The sequence below is a fragment of the Paraglaciecola arctica BSs20135 genome (assembly GCF_000314995.1).
GTDB lineage: Bacteria > Pseudomonadota > Gammaproteobacteria > Enterobacterales > Alteromonadaceae > Paraglaciecola > Paraglaciecola arctica.
The window spans coordinates 1-25,085 of the sequence record NZ_BAEO01000066.1; the positions used below are offsets into that span (position 1 = coordinate 1).

Annotated in this window: 24 protein-coding genes; 16 read left to right on the forward strand and 8 right to left on the reverse strand. The window is 39.9% G+C overall.

Features of this window, described 5'->3' with window-relative positions:
* Positions 1 to 26: 26 nt before the first annotated feature.
* From secF to tgt, 4 genes are all read right to left on the reverse strand, one after another.
* Positions 27 to 968 (reverse strand): protein translocase subunit SecF, encoded by a 942-nt coding sequence (gene secF / locus GARC_RS23935; protein ID WP_007625450.1) that lies wholly within the window; start codon positions 966 to 968, stop codon positions 27 to 29.
* 9 nt (positions 969 to 977) lie between these two features.
* Positions 978 to 2,822, reverse strand: a complete 1,845-nt coding sequence (gene secD / locus GARC_RS23940) for a protein translocase subunit SecD (protein ID WP_007625452.1) — start codon at positions 2,820 to 2,822, stop codon at positions 978 to 980.
* Between the two features lie 64 nt (positions 2,823 to 2,886).
* Positions 2,887 to 3,222 carry a preprotein translocase subunit YajC gene (yajC, locus tag GARC_RS23945; protein ID WP_007625453.1) on the reverse strand — a complete coding sequence of 112 codons (336 nt, stop codon included), beginning with the start codon at positions 3,220 to 3,222 and terminating at the stop codon, positions 2,887 to 2,889.
* A gap of 43 nt (positions 3,223 to 3,265) precedes the next feature.
* Positions 3,266 to 4,384, reverse strand: coding sequence for a tRNA guanosine(34) transglycosylase Tgt (tgt, locus tag GARC_RS23950; RefSeq protein ID WP_007625455.1), 1,119 nt, complete (start codon positions 4,382 to 4,384; stop codon positions 3,266 to 3,268).
* Between the two features lie 493 nt (positions 4,385 to 4,877).
* Here tgt and GARC_RS23955 point away from each other — a divergent pair, with 493 nt between their 5' ends.
* The 3 genes from GARC_RS23955 to GARC_RS23965 all read left to right on the forward strand — a co-directional run bounded on the left by GARC_RS23955 (position 4,878) and on the right by GARC_RS23965 (position 8,097).
* Positions 4,878 to 5,864, forward strand: coding sequence for a hypothetical protein (locus GARC_RS23955; RefSeq protein WP_007625457.1), 987 nt, complete (start codon positions 4,878 to 4,880; stop codon positions 5,862 to 5,864).
* Between the two features lie 150 nt (positions 5,865 to 6,014).
* Positions 6,015 to 7,295 (forward strand): GGDEF domain-containing protein, encoded by a 1,281-nt coding sequence (locus tag GARC_RS23960; RefSeq protein ID WP_007625459.1) that lies wholly within the window; start codon positions 6,015 to 6,017, stop codon positions 7,293 to 7,295.
* Positions 7,282 to 8,097, forward strand: coding sequence for a substrate-binding periplasmic protein (locus GARC_RS23965; RefSeq protein WP_039990454.1), 816 nt, complete (start codon positions 7,282 to 7,284; stop codon positions 8,095 to 8,097). Before GARC_RS23960 ends, GARC_RS23965 begins: the two co-directional genes overlap by 14 nt.
* 81 nt (positions 8,098 to 8,178) lie before the next feature.
* Here GARC_RS23965 and queA read toward each other — a convergent pair whose 3' ends face one another.
* Positions 8,179 to 9,228 carry a tRNA preQ1(34) S-adenosylmethionine ribosyltransferase-isomerase QueA gene (gene queA, locus GARC_RS23970; RefSeq protein ID WP_007625463.1) on the reverse strand — a complete coding sequence of 350 codons (1,050 nt, stop codon included), beginning with the start codon at positions 9,226 to 9,228 and terminating at the stop codon, positions 8,179 to 8,181.
* A 526-nt stretch (positions 9,229 to 9,754) separates the two neighbouring features.
* On the opposite strand from queA, the gene GARC_RS23975 reads away from it, so the two are divergent.
* Complete coding sequence (locus GARC_RS23975) at positions 9,755 to 10,981, forward strand: cation:proton antiporter (RefSeq protein ID WP_039990455.1); 1,227 nt, start codon at positions 9,755 to 9,757, stop codon at positions 10,979 to 10,981.
* A gap of 3 nt (positions 10,982 to 10,984) precedes the next feature.
* Here the strand turns inward: GARC_RS23975 and GARC_RS23980 are convergent, their stop codons facing one another.
* On the reverse strand, positions 10,985 to 11,290 hold the full coding sequence (locus tag GARC_RS23980) for a DUF6471 domain-containing protein (protein WP_007625469.1): 306 nt from the start codon (positions 11,288 to 11,290) through the stop codon (positions 10,985 to 10,987).
* Positions 11,291 to 11,475: 185 nt separating this feature from the next.
* Here GARC_RS23980 and GARC_RS23985 point away from each other — a divergent pair, with 185 nt between their 5' ends.
* The 12 genes from GARC_RS23985 to GARC_RS24040 all read left to right on the forward strand — a co-directional run bounded on the left by GARC_RS23985 (position 11,476) and on the right by GARC_RS24040 (position 22,409).
* Positions 11,476 to 11,865, forward strand: coding sequence for a YjfI family protein (locus tag GARC_RS23985; RefSeq protein WP_007625471.1), 390 nt, complete (start codon positions 11,476 to 11,478; stop codon positions 11,863 to 11,865).
* A 29-nt stretch (positions 11,866 to 11,894) separates the two neighbouring features.
* The gene (locus tag GARC_RS23990; protein ID WP_007625473.1) at positions 11,895 to 12,575 is read left to right on the forward strand and encodes a PspA/IM30 family protein; all 681 of its coding nucleotides are present in this window, start codon (positions 11,895 to 11,897) and stop codon (positions 12,573 to 12,575) included.
* A 33-nt stretch (positions 12,576 to 12,608) separates the two neighbouring features.
* On the forward strand, positions 12,609 to 13,658 hold the full coding sequence (locus tag GARC_RS23995; RefSeq protein WP_007625474.1) for a potassium channel protein: 1,050 nt from the start codon (positions 12,609 to 12,611) through the stop codon (positions 13,656 to 13,658).
* A 12-nt stretch (positions 13,659 to 13,670) separates the two neighbouring features.
* On the forward strand, positions 13,671 to 14,318 hold the full coding sequence (locus GARC_RS24000; RefSeq protein ID WP_007625475.1) for a YjfK family protein: 648 nt from the start codon (positions 13,671 to 13,673) through the stop codon (positions 14,316 to 14,318).
* A 56-nt stretch (positions 14,319 to 14,374) separates the two neighbouring features.
* Complete coding sequence (locus GARC_RS24005) at positions 14,375 to 14,791, forward strand: DUF350 domain-containing protein (protein ID WP_007625476.1); 417 nt, start codon at positions 14,375 to 14,377, stop codon at positions 14,789 to 14,791.
* 9 nt (positions 14,792 to 14,800) lie between these two features.
* The gene (locus GARC_RS24010; RefSeq protein WP_007625477.1) at positions 14,801 to 15,415 is read left to right on the forward strand and encodes a DUF1190 family protein; all 615 of its coding nucleotides are present in this window, start codon (positions 14,801 to 14,803) and stop codon (positions 15,413 to 15,415) included.
* Between the two features lie 33 nt (positions 15,416 to 15,448).
* Entirely contained in the window at positions 15,449 to 16,612 is a 1,164-nt protein-coding gene (locus GARC_RS24015) for a glutathionylspermidine synthase family protein (protein WP_007625479.1), read from the forward strand.
* Between the two features lie 71 nt (positions 16,613 to 16,683).
* A complete protein-coding gene (locus GARC_RS24020) occupies positions 16,684 to 17,253 on the forward strand; it encodes a rhomboid family intramembrane serine protease (RefSeq protein ID WP_007625481.1) in 570 nt (189 codons plus the stop codon).
* 57 nt (positions 17,254 to 17,310) lie between these two features.
* Positions 17,311 to 18,009 carry a VC0807 family protein gene (locus GARC_RS24025; protein WP_007625483.1) on the forward strand — a complete coding sequence of 233 codons (699 nt, stop codon included), beginning with the start codon at positions 17,311 to 17,313 and terminating at the stop codon, positions 18,007 to 18,009.
* Between the two features lie 55 nt (positions 18,010 to 18,064).
* Positions 18,065 to 18,766, forward strand: a complete 702-nt coding sequence (locus GARC_RS24030) for an ABC transporter ATP-binding protein (protein WP_007625485.1) — start codon at positions 18,065 to 18,067, stop codon at positions 18,764 to 18,766.
* A 2-nt stretch (positions 18,767 to 18,768) separates the two neighbouring features.
* Positions 18,769 to 21,288: an ABC transporter permease gene (locus tag GARC_RS24035; protein ID WP_007625489.1), complete on the forward strand. Its 2,520-nt coding sequence runs from the start codon at positions 18,769 to 18,771 to the stop codon at positions 21,286 to 21,288.
* Positions 21,273 to 22,409 carry a lipocalin-like domain-containing protein gene (locus tag GARC_RS24040; protein WP_007625490.1) on the forward strand — a complete coding sequence of 379 codons (1,137 nt, stop codon included), beginning with the start codon at positions 21,273 to 21,275 and terminating at the stop codon, positions 22,407 to 22,409. The genes GARC_RS24035 and GARC_RS24040 overlap by 16 nt, the downstream gene beginning before the upstream one ends.
* A gap of 35 nt (positions 22,410 to 22,444) precedes the next feature.
* Here GARC_RS24040 and GARC_RS24045 read toward each other — a convergent pair whose 3' ends face one another.
* Both GARC_RS24045 and GARC_RS24050 read right to left on the reverse strand, forming a co-directional pair.
* A complete protein-coding gene (locus GARC_RS24045) occupies positions 22,445 to 23,740 on the reverse strand; it encodes an alkaline phosphatase (RefSeq protein WP_007625491.1) in 1,296 nt (431 codons plus the stop codon).
* A 123-nt stretch (positions 23,741 to 23,863) separates the two neighbouring features.
* A complete protein-coding gene (locus GARC_RS24050) occupies positions 23,864 to 24,817 on the reverse strand; it encodes a chemotaxis protein CheV (RefSeq protein WP_007625492.1) in 954 nt (317 codons plus the stop codon).
* Between the last annotated feature and the right edge of the window lie 268 nt (positions 24,818 to 25,085).

Consider the following 25,085-nt stretch of genomic DNA (forward strand, 5'->3'; position numbering starts at 1 on the left):
GAAAAATGCTTTTTGTCTTGTGCAACCTAAACCATAGGTTCTTGGTCAGCCCCTTCTTTTTCTATTTCAGTGGGCATCAAGTCTTCTTTACTGATACCTAATGTCAAGGCAACTAGGCTAGCGACATAGATTGAAGAATAGGTACCTATCACAACGCCAAATAACAAGGCCGTTGCGAAACCATGGATAGTCGCGCCGCCTACAAAAAACAACGCAAGCAAAACTAAAATGGTAGTCAAAGAGGTAATAATGGTTCGGTTCAAAGTTTGGGTCAGAGAAATATTAATAATTTCTTCTGACTCACCTTTGCGTATTTTACGGAAGTTTTCACGAATACGGTCACACACCACTATTGTATCGTTAAGTGAATAACCAATTACCGCCAGTACTGCAGCCAGTACTGTTAAATCAAACTCTAAGCCTAATACTGAAAATAACCCCAAAGTAATGATCACATCATGAGTTAACGCGGCGACTGAACCTAAAGCAAAACGCCATTCAAAACGTAATGCCACGTAAATAAGGATACATATCAGCGCCACCAGCATGGCCAATCCGCCTTGCTCTGTGAGTTCGTCACCTACACTCGAACTAACATAAGAACTGCCACGCATTTCTGCACTGCTATCTGCTTCTTTTAACACTTTAATAGCCGCATCACCTAACTCAGAAGGTTTAACACCTTCACGAGAGGCCAAACGAATTAATACGTCTTGACTGCTACCAAAGTTTTGAACTACGGCATCTTTAAAATCCGATGTTTCCAATTGTTTACGTATCTGTTCCAAATCTGCCGTCTGAGCATAACCCACTTCAATCTGGGTTCCACCAGTAAAATCTAGCCCCCAATTTAATTGATTAATGGCCAAAGACGTCAACGAACCAATAATCAAAAACACTGACAAAATAGCCGCTGGTTTTTTCAGCGTCATAAAGGCAATGGTGTTTTTCATATTTAATAATTGCATGTGGTGCTCCTAGATTGACAACTTGGTTAGACGTTTACCGCCCCACCATGCATTAACGATGACACGAGTCACAACGATCGCAGTGAACATTGAAGTGATGATCCCAATCATTAAGGTAATGGAGAAACCTTTAATCGGACCAGTTCCTACAGCAAACAAAATCAAACCAACAAGGAAGGTGGTAATATTAGCATCTAAAATGGTTGAAAACGCACTGTCATAGCCATGATGAATAGCTTGCTGAGGACTTCGACCATCTAAAATTTCTTCACGTATTCGCTCAAAGATAAGTACATTAGCATCTACTGCCATACCTACTGTTAAAACTATGCCTGCCATACCAGGTAAGGTTAGCGTAGCGCCAGGGATCATCGACATAACACCAATAATCATGACTAAGTTGAGAGTTAATGCAATGTTGGCAACAAAGCCAAATTTTTTGTAGTAAATAAGCATAAAGATAAGCACTGCTATAAAGCCATAAATAATAGCTTTTGTACCTAAATCGATATTTTCTTGACCAAGGCTTGGTCCAACTGTGCGCTCTTCAATAATTTGAATAGGTGCAATCAAGGCTCCAGCTCTCAGTAATAAAGCTAAATCATAAGCTTCTTGCGGTGAGTCTAATCCAGTGGTTTCAAACTGGTTACCAAATACACCGTTAATAGTAGCCACACTGATAACACGCCTTTCTTCTTCAAAAATCAGCTTGTCGTCTGCATCTCGCTCACCCGTGGTTTTAAATTCAATAAAGACCACTGCCATAGGTTTGCCCACAGCTCGTTTAGTGAAGTTGAGCATCTTGGCGCCACCTTTGGAGTCAAGGGAAATAGACACCTTTGGCATACCATATTGATCCACACCACTGTTAGCGTCGATAATTGAACTACCTGTAACAATGACTTTTTTCTTGAGTAATTGTGGGCCACCTTTCTCATAATTCAACAACTCTGAACCAGCTGGGACGCGACCATTAATAGCATCACGAACGTCATGTTCAAGGTCGACTTCACGATATTCTAAGGTAGCTGTAGCGTTCAAAATCTCTTTGGCTTTGGCGGTATCTTGAATACCTGGTAGTTGTACAACTATCCGGTCTGGCCCTTGTTTTTGAACAGTTGGCTCAGCCACACCCAGTTGGTTTACACGGTTACGAATAATAGTAATGTTTTGTTTTACTGCGTAATCGCGAGACTCAGCTAGTTTTTGATCAGACATACTGGCAAAAATAACTAAGTCACTTCTTTCAACAAAAACTAAGTCTCGATTACGATTTTTTAGGAAGAACTCTGCCGAATCTAAGGTTTCTTGGTCACGAAAATAAATTTCTACACCATCATCCAATTGTTTTACGGTGCGATAACGAATGCCTTCTTCACGCAATGCAGTACGAAAATCGCCAACCATATCTTCGAGGTTTTTAGCCAGGGCTGATTTCATATCCACTTCCATCAGAAAGTGCACACCACCACGTAAGTCAAGGCCAAGCTTCATTGGCGTGCCACCCAAACTTTCCAACCAAGCGGGTGTATCAGGGGCTAAGTTCATAGCCACAAAATAATCATCACCTAAGGCTTTTTCGATTTTTTCACGAGCAACTAACTGGGTATCAGAGTCATTTAAACGAATCAATATTTGTTCGTTTTCTAGCACAATGCTTTTGCTAGTAATATTAGCAGCAGCCAACTCAGCAGTGACTTTTTCGACCACGCCAGCATTAATTTCAGCATTTTTACCCGCTGATATTTGCACTGCATGATCTTCACCATATAAATTTGGCGAGGCATATAAAGCACATAAGCCGACCACTAAGATCACCAAAATGTACTTCCATAGCGGAGTTTGATTTAACACAAAAAATTTCCTTCCGTTCTTCCAATAAAAAAGGGGCTACATCGCCCCTATTCGCTATCTTTACTTAGATGGCTTTCATAGTGCCTTTAGGCAATACCGCTGAAACAGCAGATTTTTGGATGACGATGTTAGTCGTATCATTCAAAGCAATTTCGATAAAATCTTTTTCGTCAGATACCTTAACGATTTTACCCACCATGCCGCCTTGAGTTAGTACTTCATCGCCTTTACCTAAGGAAGTAACCAAGTTTTTATGGTCTTTAACACGTTTAGCTTGTGGACGATAAAGCATAAAGTAAAAAATCAAACCAAACACACCTAGCATGATCAACATTTCGAAACCACCACCTGCGGCTCCACCAGCATCTTGTGCGTAGGCATTGGATATAAATAAGCTCATAATTTCCCCTAATTTTTGTAAGTTTTAGTTGTGTTAGTGCCAGTTAGCCTTTCAACTCAGGCACAGGCATGTCTTTTAGTGCATAAAATTCAGTAACAAAAGCATCGAGTTCGTTAGCGGCAATGGCATCACGCAAACCTTGCATAATACGTTGGTAATATCGCAGGTTATGGATAGTATTTAAGCGCGCACCCAGTATCTCATTACATTTGTCCAAATGATGTAGATATGACCGAGAATAGTTTTTACAAGTGTAACAATCACATTTATCGTCTAATGGACCGGTATCGGTTTTATGTACTGCATTGCGAATTTTGACGACTCCGCTAGTAATAAACATGTGACCGTTACGAGCATTACGCGTGGGCATCACACAATCGAACATATCAATACCACGGCGCACCGCTTCTACGATATCTTCTGGTTTACCAACGCCCATCAAATAACGAGGTTTATCTGCAGGAATTTGATTTGTAGTGTGATCTAGCACCTTGATCATTTCATCTTTTGGCTCACCAACTGATAAACCACCTATGGCATAACCATCAAAACCAATGTCTTCTAAGCCAGCCAAAGAAACATCACGAAGTTCTTCGTACATGCCGCCTTGAATAATACCAAACAATGCTGATGGATTATCACCATGTTCAGTTTTACTGCGTTTTGCCCAGCGTAGAGACAACTCCATAGAAACCCGAGCTTCGCTTTCTGTGGCAGGATAAGGCGTACATTCGTCAAATATCATCACGATATCTGAACCTAAATCTCGTTGTACTTGCATGGATTTTTCTGGTGTGAGAAGGATTTTTTCGCCATTAATAGGTGAACGAAAAGTAACGCCTTGTTCGGTGATTTTACGGAGATCTCCCAAGCTAAACACCTGAAAACCACCCGAGTCTGTCAGAATTGGTTTATCCCAATGCATAAAATCATGCAGATCACCGTGTTGTTTGATGATTTCGGTACCTGGACGTAACATTAAATGGAAAGTGTTACCTAAACATATATGTGCACCCGTCTCGTCTAACTCTTCGGGAGTCATACCTTTAACTGTACCGTAAGTACCCACGGGCATAAAAGCCGGAGTTTCTACCACACCACGGTCAAAAATCAACCGGCCACGGCGAGCTTTGCCGTCTGTATTATCTAATTCAAATTTCATTTATTTATCTCTGCTTACCGGAAAACAGTCCGATGGCGAAATTGGGTTGCCAAAATTAGGGGGATCACGCACAAACAAATCTGAATGAAATGCCCCATTTAACAAGCCGTGCTTAAAAACGATGCGAGATTATATACGAATCAGCCAGTGGTTTGAAAACTTATCACCGATAATTTGTGCTTCATTCGATAACTTAGAAAAATACCACAGTTGCAACCTATGAATTAGGCATTCCTTGTAACGCTTTGAGTCCCACTAGGCGCACACTGTAATCATCATGTAATGATAAAGCTTTAAGTCTAATAACATCAGTAACATTGCCATTAAATTGCCACTAACATAGTGATTAAAAATCCATTATATTGGATACCTTAGATAATAAACCAGCCTTCTTACACGGTAAAATCACTTGTCAAACAATCAGTTACAGTACTCGAACAACGATGAATCCCCCAAAATAACTAAGGGGAGCGCATTTTTTAAGAGAAATTGGTTGCAGTTGCCAAAGCAGATTATTGCTAGTTTACGGGAGAAGTTTTCACAACTGACACTCTCCCAATGGATGTACCTTTTAGCGTTTTTATTGTTACTTGTTCATGCTGATCAGGATATCGAACAGGACTCTGAGTTGTGGTGGGTAGGAGCCATTGCTGGAGTAGGCCTGATTAGAGAGCTTTGGCATGTCTTTAATCGGATCTGGGAACATACCTTAGGCAAAGGTCTGATCCTGGTTTTGTATGCCGCCACCGCTAATTTTGCCTTAGCTATATCAGCTCTTAAAATTAATGTAATTACCGGTATCGAGCCTGGTCCTTTTGTTTTCACATTAGGATTTGCCACCTTAATAATGCTACCTTTTTGGTTGTTAATGAGCTCCATCATGTTTTTTTCTGTGGCTTTGGTTGCAGGCAATTTGTGGCTAGTCATAGGTGTATTGCTTCGCCCATTCGGAGTCAAAGTCAAAATACATTGGGAAGACAAAACATTTGTTATTATTACCATGATATTGAGACTGGTATTGATACCTTACGTGATCATGTCAATATTTTTTATGGCTGTACCCTATGCCCAGCAAATAGAATTGTTTGCACAGCCCATCGCGATGTTCAAGAAAGCATCATCGCAGGAGATAAATGAAAAACAACAAATTGACGATAATATAGTACTCACTGAATCAGAGCCTGAGCCTGAATCTAGTAATATTAAACTCACCTTAAATAAGCGTCAATTTAGCTTACCAGTAGACTCACAAGGTCAGATAAAATGGTTAGAAAAAATCATTGCAGGATTTATTTATCACTTCGAAACCTACCCCAAGTCAGCCTGTAAAAAATTACCCGAACAACGTAGTTTACCCATAGACGAAAACTCTATTTTACTGGTCACTGAAGACAATTCTGCTTTAGGCTACCAGTTTAGTGTTGGACCTTGTATAGGAAATTACCCTGAAGTTGAGCAGCCAATAGGTAGCTCCCAATAATATCCACGGGATTGCTTTTGCTATATAGAAAGGAACGGCCGTTTATGACTGGAAATGGCAAACTGAGAAAGCTTAAATAACCTTTTCATTCACCGCCGGAGTCCTTTAAGATTAGTTCTAAATTAAGTTGTATCAGGATAGTCTGTTTTAATGGTTACACGCTTTATTCGTCCTAAAAATCTGTCCCAAAAAATGATGCGTGTTATTTTTTCCATCTATCTGGGCGTAACCTTGCTAATCACAAGCATGCAGTTTTTGACCGAGTATATGAAAACTCAGGATTCAATCTTAAATGAATTAAAGCAACTGGAAGAAACAATCCGCGGCCCTATCTCAACTAGCTTATGGCAATACAACCAGAATCAAGTGAATTCACTCATCGCAGGGATTCTCAAACTGCCCATTATCCAGGGTGTCGATATTTTCGACAAAGATGGTAAAAATACTATTTATGAAAGGATTTACTCACCAGCTTCAGCGCCCTTGTCAATTTTTGCTACAACATCAGACTTGAAGTGGAGTCTTAATGGCGAAAGTGTGCTGCTTGGATCCTTAGTACTTTATTCATCATCAGAAGTTATTTTAGATCGCGTTTTGTTTGGCTTTTCCTTAATGGCCATTACCGAAATTATAAAATTATCAGTTTTGTTTTGGCTGTTTGTTTGGGCCTTTGATCGTTACTTGGCAACCCCATTAAAAGAATTGATGTCGCAAGTAAATGAGGTTCAAATGAACCAAGATGTCAGTAAACGAATTAACCTTTCTAATATGGAGTATAACGAACTCATCGAACTTCAAAATCATATGAATAGTATGCTCAGTGCGATTGAGAAAAATAGAGAGCGATTATTGGAAGACGAACAAGCCAAGCGAAGTTGGCTAGAAGATGCCGTTGCAAAACGCACCGAAGAATTGCAAATATCAAATGAAAAACTCGAAAAGTTAGCTAAAAATGATTCATTGACTGGCATATTAAATCGCGGAAGTTTCTTTGAAGCAGCTCGACACTTGCTCATTCTTTGCAAACGCCAAAAATCGCCTGCCTCCTTTATATTGATGGATCTAGATAACTTCAAAATGGTTAACGATACCTATGGTCATTTTAGCGGCGATAAAGTACTGGTGCATTTTGCAGATACTATTCATGATTTGTTGAGAGAATCTGATCTTTTTGGGAGACTTGGCGGGGAAGAATTTGGCATATTTCTTTCTGATACTGGAATGGATGAAGCCTTCCACCTAGCCGATAAATTACGAAAAGCCATTAGTCATGCAACAATAGAGGTTGATGGTAAAACCATTACCTACACAGTGAGTATTGGCATTGAATCATCAGAGCTAGAAGACTATTCAATTGACGAGCTATTTAAACGCGCCGATTTGAAACTTTATGGGGCGAAAGAAAAGGGTCGTGACTATGTCGAAAGATAAAATAATCTATCGGCTACTAACCTTAATGCTCTTTTTGACAGGAACCAGCATAGCTGGCAGCAATCATGGTACGACATTAAAAGTTTGTTACGACCAATGGGCTCCAATGACAATATTTCCATCACAAGGGTCTCCGGCTCGCGGTGTTGTCATAGATATGTTGGAACAAATATACACATCAAAAGGTTATAAACTGGAATATTACGAAGTGCCTCTGGCGAGAGGACTGGCTATGGTGGCTGATGGTCTTTGCGATATGTTACCAGAGTATCTATATTCAAAAAATTCAGAAAACGATTTCGAATATGCCACCGAAGAAACCTTTGCATACACCTCAGCTTTTGTCGTTAGGAGAGATGATCCATGGCACTATAACGGCGTTCAATCCATAAAAGGAAAACGTATCGCAACTGGGCCTGGCTGGGATTACAGCTCAATGAGTAGTGACTATCAAAATTATATAGATGACCCCAAAAATTCTGACTTAGTTGAAGTGCTCGCAGGTGACGGTGATGTAGTCAAGCGCATATTCCGTATGATTAAAGAAAATAGAGTCGACTTATATGCTGATAGTGATCTTGTTCTTCAGCATGTTTTAAATCAGCTAAAATTGAATGAAGACCTTAAAATCGTGCGCCCTGGTTTGGAAAAAAAATTGCTTGAAAGACCGATCTTCTCAAAAAAAATGCCTGCAGAAAAAAGACAAGAACTTATAAAAATATGGAATGGAGGGCGTTTGTCGATGAAAGGTAAAAAAGAAACCATACTTCTCAAAAAGTACAACATAACATTGGAAGAATAGTGCCAGTACGGATTACCGCAGAAAATAACAAATTAAAGGGAACGACCAATTAAATTGTTATTTTCTACTTTCTAATTCCTACTATTGGCCTACTTTCTTTTCCAAAAACATCGCATCACCATAACTAAAAAAACGATACTCTTGATCAATGGCTTGTTGGTAAGCATTTTCAATATTTTCTTTTCCACAAAAAGCGCTGACTAACATGAGCAAGGTGGACTCGGATAAATGGAAGTTGGTTAACATAGCGTCTACTAGCTGAAATTCGTAGCCTGGGTAGATAAAAATATCGGTATCTGAAAGAAAGGGTGCCAGCTCAGTCCCAGCCTTAAGTGACGCATGAGCAGCTGATTCTATCGAGCGCACCGAGGTTGTGCCTACTGCTATAACACGCTTACCTGCAGCCTTTGTAGCTAAAATAGCATCAACTACTTGCTGCGATACTTCTGCATACTCAGAATGCATCTGGTGTTCGAGAATATTGTCTACTCGTACTGGCTGAAATGTACCCGCGCCAACATGTAAGGTAACAAACTCTGATTTCACACCTTTTGATTTGAGCATCTGAAGAACATCTTCATCAAAATGCAAACCAGCCGTAGGTGCAGCGACTGCACCTGGCACTTGGTTATACACAGTTTGATAACGTTCTTTGTCTGAGTCTTCATCTGGCCTGTCGATGTAGGGTGGTAATGGCATATGCCCAAATTCTTCAAGTAAAGCTAAAACAGGCTCATCATTCAAAAACACTAACTCAAACAAAGCGTCGTGGCGGGCGACCATTTTAGCCTGCACTTTGCCTTCGAGTATTAACTTACTACCTACTTTGGGAGATTTACTGGCTCTTACGTGAGCTAATACTCGATGTTCGTCTAATACTCGCTCAATCAGCACTTCAACTTTGCCACCCGACTCCTTTTGACCTAGTAGCCTTGCGGGGATCACTCGGGTATTATTAAAAATAAGCAAATCACCTTGGTCGATTAACTCGACAATATCGGTAAATTGTTTGTGATTCACCTCACCACTGTTGCCGTTAAGGTGCATTAGACGACTGCTGCTACGTTGTGCAGTTGGATAACGGGCGATAAGGTTTTCGGGAAGGTCAAATTGGAAATCAGATAGTTTCATAGTGGTCTCAATATTAGTTGCCTAGGGGCTGTTGATCTTTCATATGTCAACGAGATTTTCCTCAAAATGTACTCAATCAAGGCGAAACCTGTGAAGTTTGGCCATCCAAATAAACGGGTTTTAACGATGAGTGAGGGCGTTTTGAGGAAAACCTTGCAGGCTGGGCCATTTATTCGCCTACCTTCGTTGTTTGCCTTTCGTTTAGAATGACTAAACTTCAAGGCAAACGCCTCGGTATCCAAATAAATGACCTCAGTCTCGTGGATATATGAAAAATCAACAGCCCCTTCATTTTACGTATATTTTTTAATACCTGCAATCAAGTATGCATACCCTAATTGCATTGCACATATATCCTACTGAATTATGATTAACTCACAGTTAGATTATTGACGTTTTCTCCCAAAACTGTTCTTTGCCCGGTTCATTGATTCAATGTAGCCGGGCTTTTTTTTGTCTCGATAAACTTGTACTTCCTATCAAAAACCAACAACCTACCTCCTTAACAACTAAAAAAAGTCACTTTATGGATATTATCCAGTTAATTACCATGCTAATTATTATCCTGACGAATGGATTGGCGGCCATGATTTGTGCTAAGTACAGCAGATTACCCTTGACCCTGTGTATCTTATTTTGGGGCATGTTGTCTTCATTTATTATTCCCATGAGTGGTTTTGATACAGGGCTTAGATCAGATAATTTCCAAGACTTAATCTTGTTTGTACTTATTCCTATACTAGTGTTTGAAGCCGCCCTTAATCTCAATACCAAAGTCATGCGGCCTTTAATCGGAGCTATTTTATTCAGTGCCACAATAGGCATGATAATAGCGGCATCGATCGCCGCGGCCATAATGTATTATTTGATTGGTGAAACACAAGGTTTTCCTTGGATTGCGGCGTTAATTACGGGGTTGGTGATTTCTGCTACCGATCCTGTTGCCGTTGTCACTCAACTTAAAGAGGCCAAAGCCCCCGAAAAACTAGCAACCTTAATTGAAGGCGAAAGCTTATTTAATGATGCAACCGCGATTGTATTGTATGGCATTTTATTAGCCATTGCCTTAGGTGAACATCAGGTTACGGGTATGGGTGGTGTTTGGCTATTGGTGAAAGTTATGTTGGGTGGTTCGTTAGTGGGTGCAGTACTAGCAAAACTGGCTATTTTTATTCTGAAGGTTATCCCTGCAACTTCTGCTAATTATACTGTTACTAGCCTTGCATTAGCCTATGGTAGCTTCTATCTGGCAGAACATATCTTAAATTTATCAGGGATCATTGCTGTTTTAATAGCAGCGTTAGTCGCTAAAAATGCCTTGTTGGGACTTAGAGCAAACAAAGTAGAGATCCATCAAAGTTGGGAGTTTTTGTCCTTTGTCGCTAACTTATTTGTGTTCTATTTAATGGGCTTAGTATTTACTTTTACAATGTTTAGCGATCAGTGGTTCGCCATGCTGATTGGTATATTAGCCGCCTTTGTTTCACGGTTGGTTGCTTGTTATGTGTCAATTGGATTTGGCAAATTTGTGTTGAAACATTCAGTTGAGTGGAATTATGGCCCTGTTATGGTGTGGGGCGGTTTACGCGGAGTCGTCACTATAGCTTTGGTATTGTCGTTACCAGTTGAATTGCATTATTGGTGGACAATACAATCTATTGGCTTTGGTGTGGTTCTGTTTACTTTAGTTGTTCAAGCAACGACTAACCCATGGTTAGTGCGTAAAATCGATTTCAAACAGAAACTCAACTAGTTTTTATTCTAATGGGCTGCCTAAATCAGTAAATATTTCGATGATATCGTCGCGTTCAATTTTGCGCATATTCAAAACGTACATGATTTGTAACAACAAATCTGCACCCATAATGCCCTTATTAACTTTATTTCTTAGGTTGTCTGCGCTTTGATGTATGCCTATATTAGATAGTCTGTCGCTGAGATCTTGATACTTAGTACCACGCTTCGACATTTCAGCCTTAAGTAGACGCTGAACCAGTTGTCGCCAATCGGCAGTTAGCGATGGTATTGTATTGTTTGTTGTTTCATCATTATTTTTAGACATAATATTAACTTTCACCAAATAACCAAACGTGACGTATAATTTACATTTAAAACATATAAATATCAAATGTTGAAAATATAATTTGACTTATTAACTTTATATTGACTAAACTGTGCCACGTAATATCACAGATGGCTAACATCTTTGAATTACACGTTAGTCATTAGCCTTACAGGAGAGTAGCCATGACTTGGGATCTTAACCAACTTGAGACCCTTTTAGCAGACAACCAAGATTTGGTTGTCACTAAAGAAGAAAATTGTTTATTAGTAGCAAACAGTGACGGAATAGATGCTTGGTTAGCCATTAGTGGTGAACAAATTTTGGTGGAATCACTATTATTTGCCAAGTCCGAAGTCAAAGACTGCGCTCTATTAAATGAAGAAATTTTAAAGACGCACATGATATTCCCACTGACAACAGTCGGTATATCGCAAGTTGCTGGTGATGAGTATTACACAGCGTTTGGCTCATTAAGTTCACAGTCTAAAGCTGAGAGTATCGTAATTGAGCTATCTACCCTGTTTCAAAATGTCGAAGCATTTTTAGATGCTTATGAAGTCCATTTGAAATAGCACTTACTGTATTAGTTAGGAGAAAGAATATGTCAGTTTGGAGAAAATTAATTACTGCTGTTAAAGGCGGAGCAACTGAAGCGGCACAATCTGTAGCCGACAGTCAGGCCATTCGTATTCTTGAGCAAGAAATTCGTGAAGCCAAAGATGAGCTGCGTAAGTCAGATCACGCCAGAACTCAAATATTGGCTAAGTGCAAACTAGCTCAACAAAAAGTAGACAGCTTACAAGCATCAGTTGAGCAATACGAAGCCCATGCTCGTAAAGCAGTAGACACTGATCGTCAATTAGCCTTAGATTGTGCACAAAAAGTCGGTGATTTGCGTGCGGAGCAAGATGGCGAACAAAAATACCTTGACCAGTTTAAGCAATCTGAAAAACAACTTGCAGTTAATATTAAGCAAGCGAAATCAAATCTAAAACGTTTGGAACAACAGGTTGATATGGTAAAGGCCACTGAGTCAGTGCAAAAAGCACAGGTTGCAGTGTCATCTCGTCATTTGGGCGCCAACAGCAAGATGAAAACTGCCACCGAATCTTTGTCACGTATTCAAGACAAACAAAACTTGCGTAATGCTGAATTACAAGCGGCAGAAGAACTCGCAACTGAAGAGTCTAGTGATGACTTGAGCAAACGTTTAGCAGAAGCAGGAATTGCTGGCGGCAACGCATCAGCAGATGATGAACTTAGCCGTATATTAGGCAAATAATTCATTGGCTTTTGAAGTGAAACAAGGCAAATGATGTTTCTAAGATTACGCAAGATGTTGAGTCGAGTGTTTACCGAGATGCGCTGGTACAGTATTGTACTGGCGCTTCTTTTTTATGGTTTAAGCAGTTGGTTACTACTACATCTAGCGGGAGAAGAATCATTAACTCAACCAGTAGATTTTATTTATTGGTTGGTCGTCACAGGTTCAACAGTCGGTTACGGTGATTTGTCACCCAGCACCACCGCAGGCAAATACTTAGTATCCTTTTACATTATTCCATTAGGTCTGAGTATTTTTGCTCTAGTATTAGGGCGCGTCGCATCTTGGGTATCGAATCAATGGCAAAGAGGAGCAAGAGGTTTGAAAAGTTTAAATGTTGAAGATCATATTCTTGTGCTGGGTTGGAACGGTCATCGCACCATACGTTTATTAAATCTATTAATCCGTGAACGCTCGTCCATCGAAGATGATCCCGTCATAGTGCTATGTGTTAGAGCCGATATCACTAACCCTTTACCCGGCCAAATTGAGTTTATCAAAGTTGCCACCTTTAGTAATGATACCGATATGGACAGAGCTTGCGTATCCAAGGCTCGTGTGGTGTTAATGGATAATCCAGAAGACGACCTCACTATGACTACCGCATTATATTGCAGTCAACGTAACCCAACTGCACAAATGGTGGCCTATTTTAATGATGAGAGTTTAGTCGGTTTATTACAAAAACACTGCCCTAACGTGGAGTGTACCCCTAGTGTCGCAGTAGAGATGTTAGCTAAGTCGGCGTTTGACCCTGGTTCAAGCTTGTTACATCACGACCTTTTAGATATTAATCATGGACAGGCGCAATATTCAGTTTGTATTCCAGCTCATATCCCACCATTAAAAATTGAAAATATCTTTGAAATGCTTAAACGCAAGTATCGCGCTACTTTGATAGGTATGGTCAAAGCAGATGAAAAGTTAAATATTCAAGTTAATCCAGATTTAAATTTGATGCTCTCACCCGGTGATAAAATTTTCTATATAGCCGATGAGAGGATAATCAAATTTCAGTGGAGTGACTTTGAAGAAAAGTAAATAGGCTCGCATATGTTTAGTAAATTATTTGGTAAAAAAGAAACCAAAACAACACCTAAAGCACCTGAAATCATGGGGTTGTACTTAGGTGGTTCGTTTGAACTCGATCCCCTTAAATTACGTTTAATTGAGCCACAACTGATGATTGAAAAAGCGGCTAGTCAGCACCTTATTCAAGCAGTAGGTGAAGTGAATTTGGATACCGGTGGCAAAATTTTACGTTTTTACACAGATGATGATGCCTTTTTACAAGTTATCTTAGATGGTGGTGATACAGAAAATCACATCACAGATGTAAAGCTATGGTACTTTTACGAGACTAAAACCATAGGTTCAGAAGCTCAGTGGAAACAAACTATTGCCTCAGGTGTATCCAAACCAACTTATCAGCTTGAAGACACAGAATATCAGCGCGTGTGGGATGCAGTGGGTGATGAATCACCACCCGTTGCTATGACCGAAAAGACCTATGAACAAGATGGTGATACTAGCGAGACCGATCAGTTTGTGATGTTATATGAACGTCAACTTGACGACGACGAAACGGAAACCTTACTAGTCACCGCTGAAGAAAAATTAGTAAATAACAATTTTGACCGTTGCTTAGTCGTCAGTACTGGCTTTAATATTGGTCAAGCAGATATTAAGATTAATGGCTAACAAGTAACGAGAATTGTTCGCTCAGTTAAATATCACCTAACAAAAAAGGAATAATAATGGACGCAGTATTAAATTCAATCTCAGGCTTGGACAACTTTGCACTGTACTTTGGCGTTTCAATTTTGTTGTTGTTTGTGTTTAAAGTGGTGTACGCCTTTGTGACACCTCATGATGAATGGGCACTAGTTAAGGTACATAAAAATCAAGCAGCAGCCATAGGTTTTGGTGGAGCCATGATAGGCTTTAGTATCGCCTTAGCAGGTGCCGTAGCTAACTCAGAATTTTTAATCGATTTTGTGATTTGGGGCATAGTGGCAATTATTGCTCAATCCCTAGCCTTTGCCTTATTACGTTTTACCTTTATGCCTAAAATTGCTGACAGAATTGATAAAAATGAAATATCAGCTGGGACTATTTTAGCAGCTGTTTCTATTTCTGTTGGGCTGCTTAACGCTGCTTGTATGAGTTACTAGGAGAGCCATATGCAATCCAATAAAACCAAGCGTTCAAAGTCAATCAATCTAGTCAGTATGCGTAAAAGCTTTAGTGTTAAACCTTTAGCATTAGGTATTGCAGCAATCTTTCTTACCGCTTGTGGTGACGACCAAGATGCTGCGGTATTTACTAGCGTAGATGATTGTACTAATGCAAATCCTGAGTTTGCTGCAAAATGTAAAACTGCTTATGAAGATGCTGTAAAAGAAGCAGAACGTACCGGACCCAAATACAATTCACAGTCAGATTGCGAAACAGAATTCGGCAACAATCAGTGCCGAGTTGTGCAGCGCGACTCAGGATCGTTTTTTATGCCTTTAATGGCTGGCTACATGTTAAGCAATTTAATGTCGCCTAGAGGTTATTATTCTCAGCCCATGTTCACATCTCATTCTAGAAATTCATCTTATAGAAATAGATGGATAGGTGCAGATGGCCATGATTTTGGCGACAATCGCCGCAGAACTATGAAGGTTAGTGAGAAATCGCTGAAACCTAAACCGACAGTGACCAAAACGATGAGTCGTGGTGGATTTGGTAGCAGTGTACGCGCTAAATCTAGTTGGGGCAGCAGCTCTAAAAAAGGTGGCTGGGGTGGTTAACCCAAATGTTAAAGGTTTTATGCCGTACAAACCATGTTAAGAGTTGCCATCCCTGAACGTGCCAATTGGAAAAGAAAAGCCGAAGAGTTCGGCTTTAAATTTCATACTATGCATGGTGAAGCTTATTGGGATGAATCGGCTTATTATCAATTCTCTCTCGAACAAATTGAACAAGACTTAGAGGCACCCACTGAAGACATTCACAAGATGTGTTTGGCTGTGGTAGACAAGGTTGTCAACTCTGAAGAATTGTTAGAAAAATTCCAAATTCCACAACATTTTTGGCAACAAATATCCGACTCCTGGAAAAACCAAGATCCTAGTCTCTATTCTCGCTTGGACTTTGCTTATCACGGCAAAGGTCCAGCTAAGTTGTACGAAAACAATGCTGATACCCCCACGTCTTTGTATGAATCAGGATTCTGGCAGTGGTTATGGTTAGAAGAGCAAGTCAATGCTGGAAAAATTGCTAAACAAGCTGATCAATTTAACTCGCTACAAGAAAAACTAGTACATAGATTAGCCGCCATAGCCAAACATTACGATATCAGCCAGATGCATTTTGCCTGTTGCCAAGATACCGATGAAGATCGTGGCACAGTGCAATATTTACAAGATTGTGCAAAAGAGTCTGGTTTAAGTGATGACTTTGTATTTATTGAAGATATTGGCCTTGCTGAGTGTGGTAGTTTTAGTGATTTGCAAGACAACAAAATTGAGACATTGTTTAAACTTTATCCATGGGAGTTTATGCAACGAGAAGAGTTTGGCCAATCTATTAAAAACGCACAGGTGAATTGGCTAGAGCCAATTTGGAAATCGATTTTATCTAACAAAGCCTTGATGCCGATGTTGTGGAAGATGTTTCCCAATCATCCAAATCTATTAGCGGCGTATTTTGAAGATGAATTATCCAAGGCAACAGAAACAAAGTTAGTCAAAAAACCGATTTTCTCTCGGGAAGGTGCCAATATCAGTGTCATTGAAAATGGCAAAACAGTGTTACATGCCGATGGCCCATACGGTGAAGAAGGCTTTATTTACCAGGCTTATTATCCCCTGCCCCAATTTGGTAATAATCACACCCTGATAGGTTCTTGGCTGGTGAATGATCAAGCCGCAGGCATTTCCTTAAGAGAAGATTCATCACCTATCACTCAAGATATGTCACGTTATTTGCCGCATATTATTTTGTGACAATTTGACATGACTTTTGTGTAATTAATCAGTCACACTATTACCATCTATTTTAATCGCAGTGTATTTCAATGACCCATTCAATAGGCAGAGCTTCAAATACCAAACAACAAATTCGCTTAGTACTTGCGATATTTTTGTTGATCAGCGCGATCGAGATAATTAACTTACTGACAGGAAGAATGCTTAATCACCTAGGTAATATTCCACGCTATGTTCCTGGACTTAGAGGCATAGTGTTAGGCCCATTTTTACATGGCAGTTTACAGCACTATTTTTCGAATATTATCCCTTTATGTATTTTCAGCTATCTACTGCTGCAGTATGGCTTAAAGCGCTACATGCAGTTAACCATTTGGATAATATTAATAACGGGCTTGTTGGTGTGGTTATTTGGCCGACCTGCCACCCACATTGGTGCAAGCGGAGTCATTTATGGCTACTTTGGTTATTTGCTTTTAGCTGGTTTTTTAAGCGGCAAATTTAAACTTATGATTATTTCTGTATTAGTCGCATTTTTTTATGGCGGTTTAATTCTAGGTGTTTTTCCTTCCGCCCCTTTTGTTTCTTGGGAGTCGCACTTGTTTGGTTTTATTGCTGGATTAGCAGGTGCAAAATTATGGGCAAAACCATCGCCCTAGGCAGTTAATACGAATATACTAATATCAAACAATCAATTGAAAAATAAAAGGTAATCAATGTCAGACCCTAAACCACAAAAAAAATCAGGTTTGCTGGGTAATCTAGCCTTCAATATTATTATTCCCGTGGTGATTTTAACTAACCTCAGCAGTGATGAATATTTAGGGCCTGCATGGAGTATTGTGGCAGCGCTGATTTTCCCTATTGGCTTTGGTATCTGGGATCTCAAACAAACATCCAAAATAAACCCGTTTTCAGTGCTTGGGATTGTCAGTGTATTCCTAACAGGCGGTATCAGTTTATTAGAACTACCTGCCGAATATATTGCCATTAAAGAAGCAACCATACCGGCTATCATTGGTATTGCGGTTCTTATCACCCAAAGAACCAGTAAGCCTTTGTTGAAAGTGTTTGTATTAAGTGAGCAAATTATTAATTGGGAAAACCTCAATCAATCCTTAGAAAACTCTGGCGCAAGTAACGAATTTGAGAAAAAGATGGCGATTAGTTCTTATATAGTTGCAGCCTCTTTTTTCTTGTCTGCAGCACTAAATTACATTTTGGCTAAAGTTATATTAGTCAGCCCTCCTGGTACCACAGAATACACTGAAGAATTAGGTAGAATGACGGCCTTGAGTTACCCAGTGATAGTGATCCCAAGTATGCTGATGTTGATTGCAGCCTTGTGGTACATCTTTGCGCAGATAAAAAAACTAACAGGTGAAGATCTCGATCACTTTTTAGCAGACGTTTAAACGTTAAGTTTTAACGTACTGCTTATATCCATCATAAAAAGATAATAAGGCAGAGATGATTGAAGTTATCGGTTTAGTCAAACAAATTACTGATGGTCATTCGAACAAGAAAATCTTAGATGCCCTCGATTTTCACCTTAAAGCCAAAAAATCTGTCGCCATTAGTGGCGATTCAGGCTCTGGCAAGTCTACCTTACTCAATATACTGGCCGCTTTAGATAACGCTGATAAAGGTGTGGTTAAAGTGGCAGGCTTAACACTCAATAATATGAGTGAGGTACAAGCTGATCAGTTTCGAAAAAAACACTTAGGCATAGTTTTCCAACAGTTTAATTTAATTGACTGTTTATCGGTGTGGGACAACATCACCTTTCCTGCCAGACTGAATGGTTTGCCAATCGGCCCTTTCCACAATGATTTATTAGAGCAGTTGGGATTAAAATCACACAAACACAAACTACCGGTAAATTTATCTGGTGGAGAGCAACAAAGGGTTGCCATTGCCCGTGCATTGTCCCATCAACCCAGTTTAGTGTTAGCCGATGAACCCACTGGCAACTTAGACGATAACAATAGCCAAGTTGTTAGTGAGTTATTATTTAGGTTATGCAAGCAACTGGGTCTAACCTTAGTAGTAGTGACACATAGCCCCAAGGTAGCTGCTTTTGCGGATTCTCGATTATTGTTACAACAAGGGCGCCTGCATGCTTTCTCAAATCAGCCCCCAAATCAGACATCAAACTTAGTATCAGCTTAACTATGGTACCGTTACTGAAACTTATTTGGGCCAGTTACCAACATAATACTTTACGCGTAGTACTAGTATTAGTTGCTTTGATCACCGCTTGTGCGGGCCTCAGTGCAGTTTTGGTGATCAATAGTGCCGCAAAAAATAGTTATGCATCCTCTAACCAGCCATTTTTGCAACAAGTTGAACAACGCATAATTGCTCGAAGTGGGCATACATTAAATAAGCAAGATTTTGCGGCACTGCGTCGATTGGGCTTTACTCAACTTATCCCAGTGTTACGTAGTTCACAGAATATTTTGCATCCCATAACAGCTCAGCCACTACGAATATCGTTGTTGGGAATAGATTCATTTTCGGTAATCAGTTATTTAGCCAGTAACGCCTTAAAGGCTGAGAAAAATAGTTCCAAAGTATCAACTGAAGAGCTTGGGCAATTATGGCGACCTCCTTTTGTTAGTGTGATCCATGCTGATTTTGCATCTGAGTTAAACCTCAGCGACGCACAAATATTAGCAATTGAAAACAACCAGTTATTACCCAAACTAGCGGTGACTGCTAGCCAAGGTTTAGGACGAGAAATCGTTATGGACATAGGGCAGTTACAGCGAGTGTTAGGTACACAAAAAATTAGCGAACTGATGGTAGTGGGCGTGCAAAATGACCAAGAAACTCATGAGTTAAAGGCGGCATTGCCAGAACATCTTCGTCTTGAAAATATCAATACTGGCGAGCAAGCACAGCAGCTTACCGGCAGTTTTCATCTGAACCTGTTAGCTATGGCATGTTTGATGTTTGTAGTGTGTATGTTTGTTGTTATGAACGCCTTACATTTATTGATAATGAAACGCTGGCATAATTTAAGGATCGTTCGGCAGTTAGGCGTATCCAGAAAACAAATATATTGGGCTCAAGGTGCTGAATTGCTACTCATTAGCTTATTTTGCGCGCCACTCGGTGCCATAGCAGGGGTATTTCTAGCGCAGTTAGCCTCTCCGCTGGTATCACTCACATTGCAAAGCTTATTTGATGTGCGCATAGGTTACACACAAGTCGCTTATTTAAGCTTAATGACACAATGTTTTGCGGCATGTATTTTAGGCGCTTTTACTGCAGCAATTTTACCTATGCGACAGCTGAATACGAAATTGGCTTTACGCAACTTAAGTGTAAATGTTCACACAAATCATCTGCCATGGTTGTTTGCCAGTATCATATTGGGCTGTTTTGCTGTGGGATTAGGCTATTACTCTCAAAATATATTAGTGAGTTTTAGCGCCATAGCAATGAGTATTTTTGCGGGTTGCAGTTTGCTTATTTATGCCTTACCAAAGAGCCTAAATATGCTGTTTCACAGTTTGCCAGAGCGATGGGTGCTATTTCGCTGGTTGGCAGCGGATGGAGTGCGTTTATCACAAAAAAGTAAAATTGCCTGTTGTGCATTTTTTATTGCCTTAACCAGTAATATTGGTATGAATTTAATGGTGGATAGTTTTCGTCAAGCCACCCAGCAATGGTTAACTCAGCGCTTAGTAGCCGACCAATATATTTCTACGCAATCACCAGAGGCATTTACGCAATGGTTAGCCACTCAAGACATAGACGTGAAAGTGATAGAGCGCAAAGGCCTTGATGCCGTTTTGCTTAATAAACCGCTCAGTAGAACTAAAAATACAACCCCAAATAAAACCAAGATAGAGCTTAGGTCTTACCCCAGCAGTAATCTGTATCAAGAAGCTATGCTATTTGTACAGCAGCAAGATGATGCTTGGCAAAGATTCACAGTTGACCAAGGGGTGTTAATTAATCAGCAATTAGCTTTGCGTCATGAATTAACACTAGGAGAAGAGTTGAATTTTTATGTTGAGTCTGGCCAACCTGAAACAAAACATATTGTAGGTATCTACTATGACTACGGCAATCAAAATGCCCAAGCCCTGTTGGCTTTAGACTATTTCGCCAAATATAAAGCTAATACCACACTGTTTGCGCTGCACTTTGCATCTAAGCAACAACAAAGTCTATTTGCCAAACAACTAGAATCAGCCTCAATATCGAACCAAGTCAGATCAATACAAACTCGTGAACTATTAGCATTATCGATGCAAACCTTCGAACGCACCTTTGTGATCACCGATGGCTTAAACATTGTCACCTTATTAGTTGCGGCTTTGTCTTTGGCCACCTCAGTGCTGATGATTGACATGGATAATCGACCACAACGGGCATTATTGAGAAGCATGGGAGTGGGTAATTATCAAATGACTGGTTTATCACTTATTCAATACACCCTACTTAGTTTACTGGCTTGTTTGCTCGCGTTGCCTTTTGGCATAGGCTTAACTTGGCTGTTGATCAACTTAATTAATGTGCAAGCATTTAGTTGGAGTTACCCCTTATTGATTACCCCCGCTAAACTTCTTTCTGCTGGGCTGTTAAGTGTTTTGTTAATTGTGCTAGTGGTAGCACTTCCTCTGTATAGATTAAGTCGTCGAAAATTAGTTGAGGATATTAAGTGTTTAAGTTTCTAGCCAAGTATCTGCTGTTGTTGCTATTGATTACCGCTGTCGTAGCTTGCTCTAAAAATCCTGATGAAGAACAACAGAAAAGTGCTATGTTTTCAGGCTTGAGTCGATCTTCTTTAGGTCAGCAAAGAGTGACTAAGAACGAAGTTCCAAAAACACCTAATAAAACCATGGCAAAGGTGATCCCAGGGTACAAGATTACTTTCCCTCACGATCATAGCAGTCACCCAAACTTTGCAGTTGAATGGTGGTACATCACCGCGAATCTAACCGACACACAAAACAATCCCTATGCTTTGCAGTGGACGCTATTTCGCTTCGCAAGTGACACCCAAAACACACCATGGTCGAATGCTCAGCAATATATGGGGCATGTAGCTTTGAGAGATGGCAAACAAGCTTGGTTTGAAGAACGTTTTGCCCGTGGCGGTGTGGGTAATGCTGGGATTTCCACTGAGCCATTTAATGCATTTATTGATGATTGGCAGTGGCTAGCGCAGTCATCCAAATTATTTCCGTCAACTCTTGAATTTACTATCGATTCACAGATTAAGGTTAACCTAGACTTAGCAACAGACAGACCCTTTGTAAAACATGGCGAGCTAGGTTTTAGTCGTAAGTTACGAGACTCAAATCAAGCATCCTATTATTACAGTCAACCACATATTCAAGTATCTGGGGAGCTACAATTACCAAGAGGAATAGTTCAGGTAACAGGTAATGCTTGGTTTGATCATGAATGGAGCTCCCAATACCTAACTCCACTTGCACAAGGCTGGGATTGGTTTTCTATTCACTTTGATGACGGTGCTAAGTTGATGTTGTTTAATATGCGTCACCAGCAAGCAGAAGACTACTGGTCAGGCACTCTAGTAACAAAAAGTGGAAAAGTTATACCTTTGGCCGAGTCAGAAATTCGGGCGAAAGTGATCAAGCGTACCAAAGTAGAACAAGGTTTATTACCCCTGAATTGGTCAATTCAATTGCCCAAGCAACAAATCGATATCCAGATTGCACCTATGCAAACCAAGCAGTGGAATCCAGGAATTTTTTCTTACTACGAAGGTGGAACTGTGATTTCAGGCTCCCATTCGGGAGTCGGTTTTATTGAATTAACCGGATATTAACCGGCACTTGTTCACAAGTGCCAGCTTAAAAAATGTTACTTTTTGTTCCTAAGTAGTTCAAATACAGTCTGGGCAATATCTGTATTATCCATATGACCGTTAAAGCGCTCACTGCCTAATCCTTTAGCGAATATTTGTACGTCCACTCCAGTATGTCCAGTGGTTGTCCATCCAGTAAATGTACGGTTATCCAAAATTTTAGAAATAGCTTTATAAAAAGCCTTAGGTTTGTCAGATTCAATCACATTTAAGCTAGCGATCTCTTCTTTAGTTAATGCAAACCCCAACAAATCATTTGCCAAGGCTTCTAAATCTTTGGCTGTCATTAATTGAGTGGCAATCTCAGACGGTGATGCTTTCAGGTTTTTAAGCCACTTGGGCTCCCAACGATAATTGCCATTGACACCAATAGTTAGACCACCAGTGCTGTGATCGGCAGTAAGCACCATCAGAGTGTCAGGATTTTTTTCAATATATTGCTCTAACCATTCTAAAGTCAAAGCAAGATCATGCATTTCAGCCATTGCAGCACCTATATCATTACTGTGTCCACCCCAATCGACTTGGCTGGCTTCTATCAGTAAAAAGTATCCTTGATCGTTCTCTAATTGACGGACCGCAGCTTTTGCTAATATAGGAAGACGCATCTGGTCGACACTGTCTAAAGCCCAAGGCATGCCTGTATCAGCAAACAAACCTAACAAAGGTGTGCCCGCTTTCACGGTTTCTAGCTGAGTTAATTCATCGACATATTGATAACCAGCGGCCTTAAATTGATCGACTAAATTTCGGTCTTCACGAATGAAATACTTCCAGCCGCCACCTAACATCACATCCAAAACAAATTGACCTTTAATTTTGTCATCGAAGTAGCTATTGGCTATTTGATCATAATTTTTACGGCTCTCATTATGTGAACCAAAACTTGCTGGGGTGGCGTGATTAACCTCCGAAGTCACAGCTACACCTGTTTTACGCCCCTGCATTTTGGCCAACTCTAATACTGTTAGAACAGTTTTTTTGTTGACATCTACAGCAATCGCACCGTTATAGGACTTCACACCCGTTGATAAGGCTGTGGCACCAGCGGCTGAATCTGTAACATAACCAGAGACCAAATCAGGGTGCGTACTAGCCATGCCTACTAACAATCTATCAAACACTGTCTTCTCAACTTCTGGCGTACTCGGGTCGTCTGCGTACATACGATAGGCAGTGGTATAAGCTGGCCCCATACCATCACCGACGATCATAATAATATTTTTTGGTGTATCAGTAGCTAGTGCTGACTGACATAAAACAGCTAATAAAAAAGTGGCAAATTGCTTCATCTGTTCTCCAATGATGAAAAGTTAAAAAGAATACCGCAGAATTATACGTTAGGTATTGTGAGTGATTAGTATTAGTTACTTAGATGAACAAAAAATGAAGGTAACAGAATTTATTGATAGGTATTAACTTTCGGAGTCTAGTAACTCACGCATTCTCTGCTGTACAACATCGACCAACAAGTCTGGTTGGAACTTAGAAATAAAGCGGTTACAGCCGACTTTTTCTACCATAGCATCATTGAAACTACCACTTAACGATGTATTAAGTGCTATAAATAAATCACTCATACGAGGATCTTGTCTTACTTCTGAGGTCAGACGATAACCATCCATTGCAGGCATTTCTGCATCGGTGAACATCATTAGAATTTCGTCAGTAACTGTTTTTCCTTCATCAGCCCAACTTTTTAAAAGGTTCAAGGCTTTTAAGCCATCTTTTACTTCAATAATTTCAAGACCCAATTGGCTAAGGGTTTCTCTTATTTGCCAACGTGCTGTGGCAGAGTCATCAACTATCAATATTTTTTTACCTTTGAGATGAACCGCCACCTCATTGTCTAACACATCTTCAGAAATGCTTATATCGTACTCGACAATTTCCGATAACACTTTTTCTACATCAATAATTTCAACCAGTTCATTATTTCCATCAACTTCAACCTGTGTAATGGCTGTTAAATAATTATTTTTACCTGCTGATGATGGAGGTGGCTGAATGTCGCTCCATGATGTATTAATGATACGCATCACATCCCCAATCAAGAACCCTTGGACACTACGGTTATACTCAGTGATGATCACATTGACTGCTACGTAATTCTCATCATTTGTAGTGATTTTAATTGCCGCACGAAGATCAATGACTGGAATAGAAGCCCCTCTGTAATTAGTCACCCCTTTGAGATTTTGGTGGGAGCCGGGCATTTGATTCATTAAAGGTACGGTAATCACTTCTTTGATTTTAAATACATTCAAAGCAAATGTGTGCCTAGTACCCAATTTAAACATAAGCAGTTCAAGTCGGTTTTCACCGACAAGTTTGGTGCGCTGATCAATTGAAGACATTAACTCTGACATACACACTCTCTGGTTGATTTAATTACAATAAAATTCTGGTAATAGTACAACTACAAATTCTACCAAGATTAGACACGACTAAACACTATTTACCTAACAATCACATTTGTTAATCAATTATATAACACCACCAACATTCACATAATAAATGATGAAAATGCTTTATATAGATTATTAATATGACGATTATCTATATAGGATGATTAACAACAGCAACCCACCACATCTTATCGGTTGTTTTATTTTTTACCTTACTGTTATAGGAATA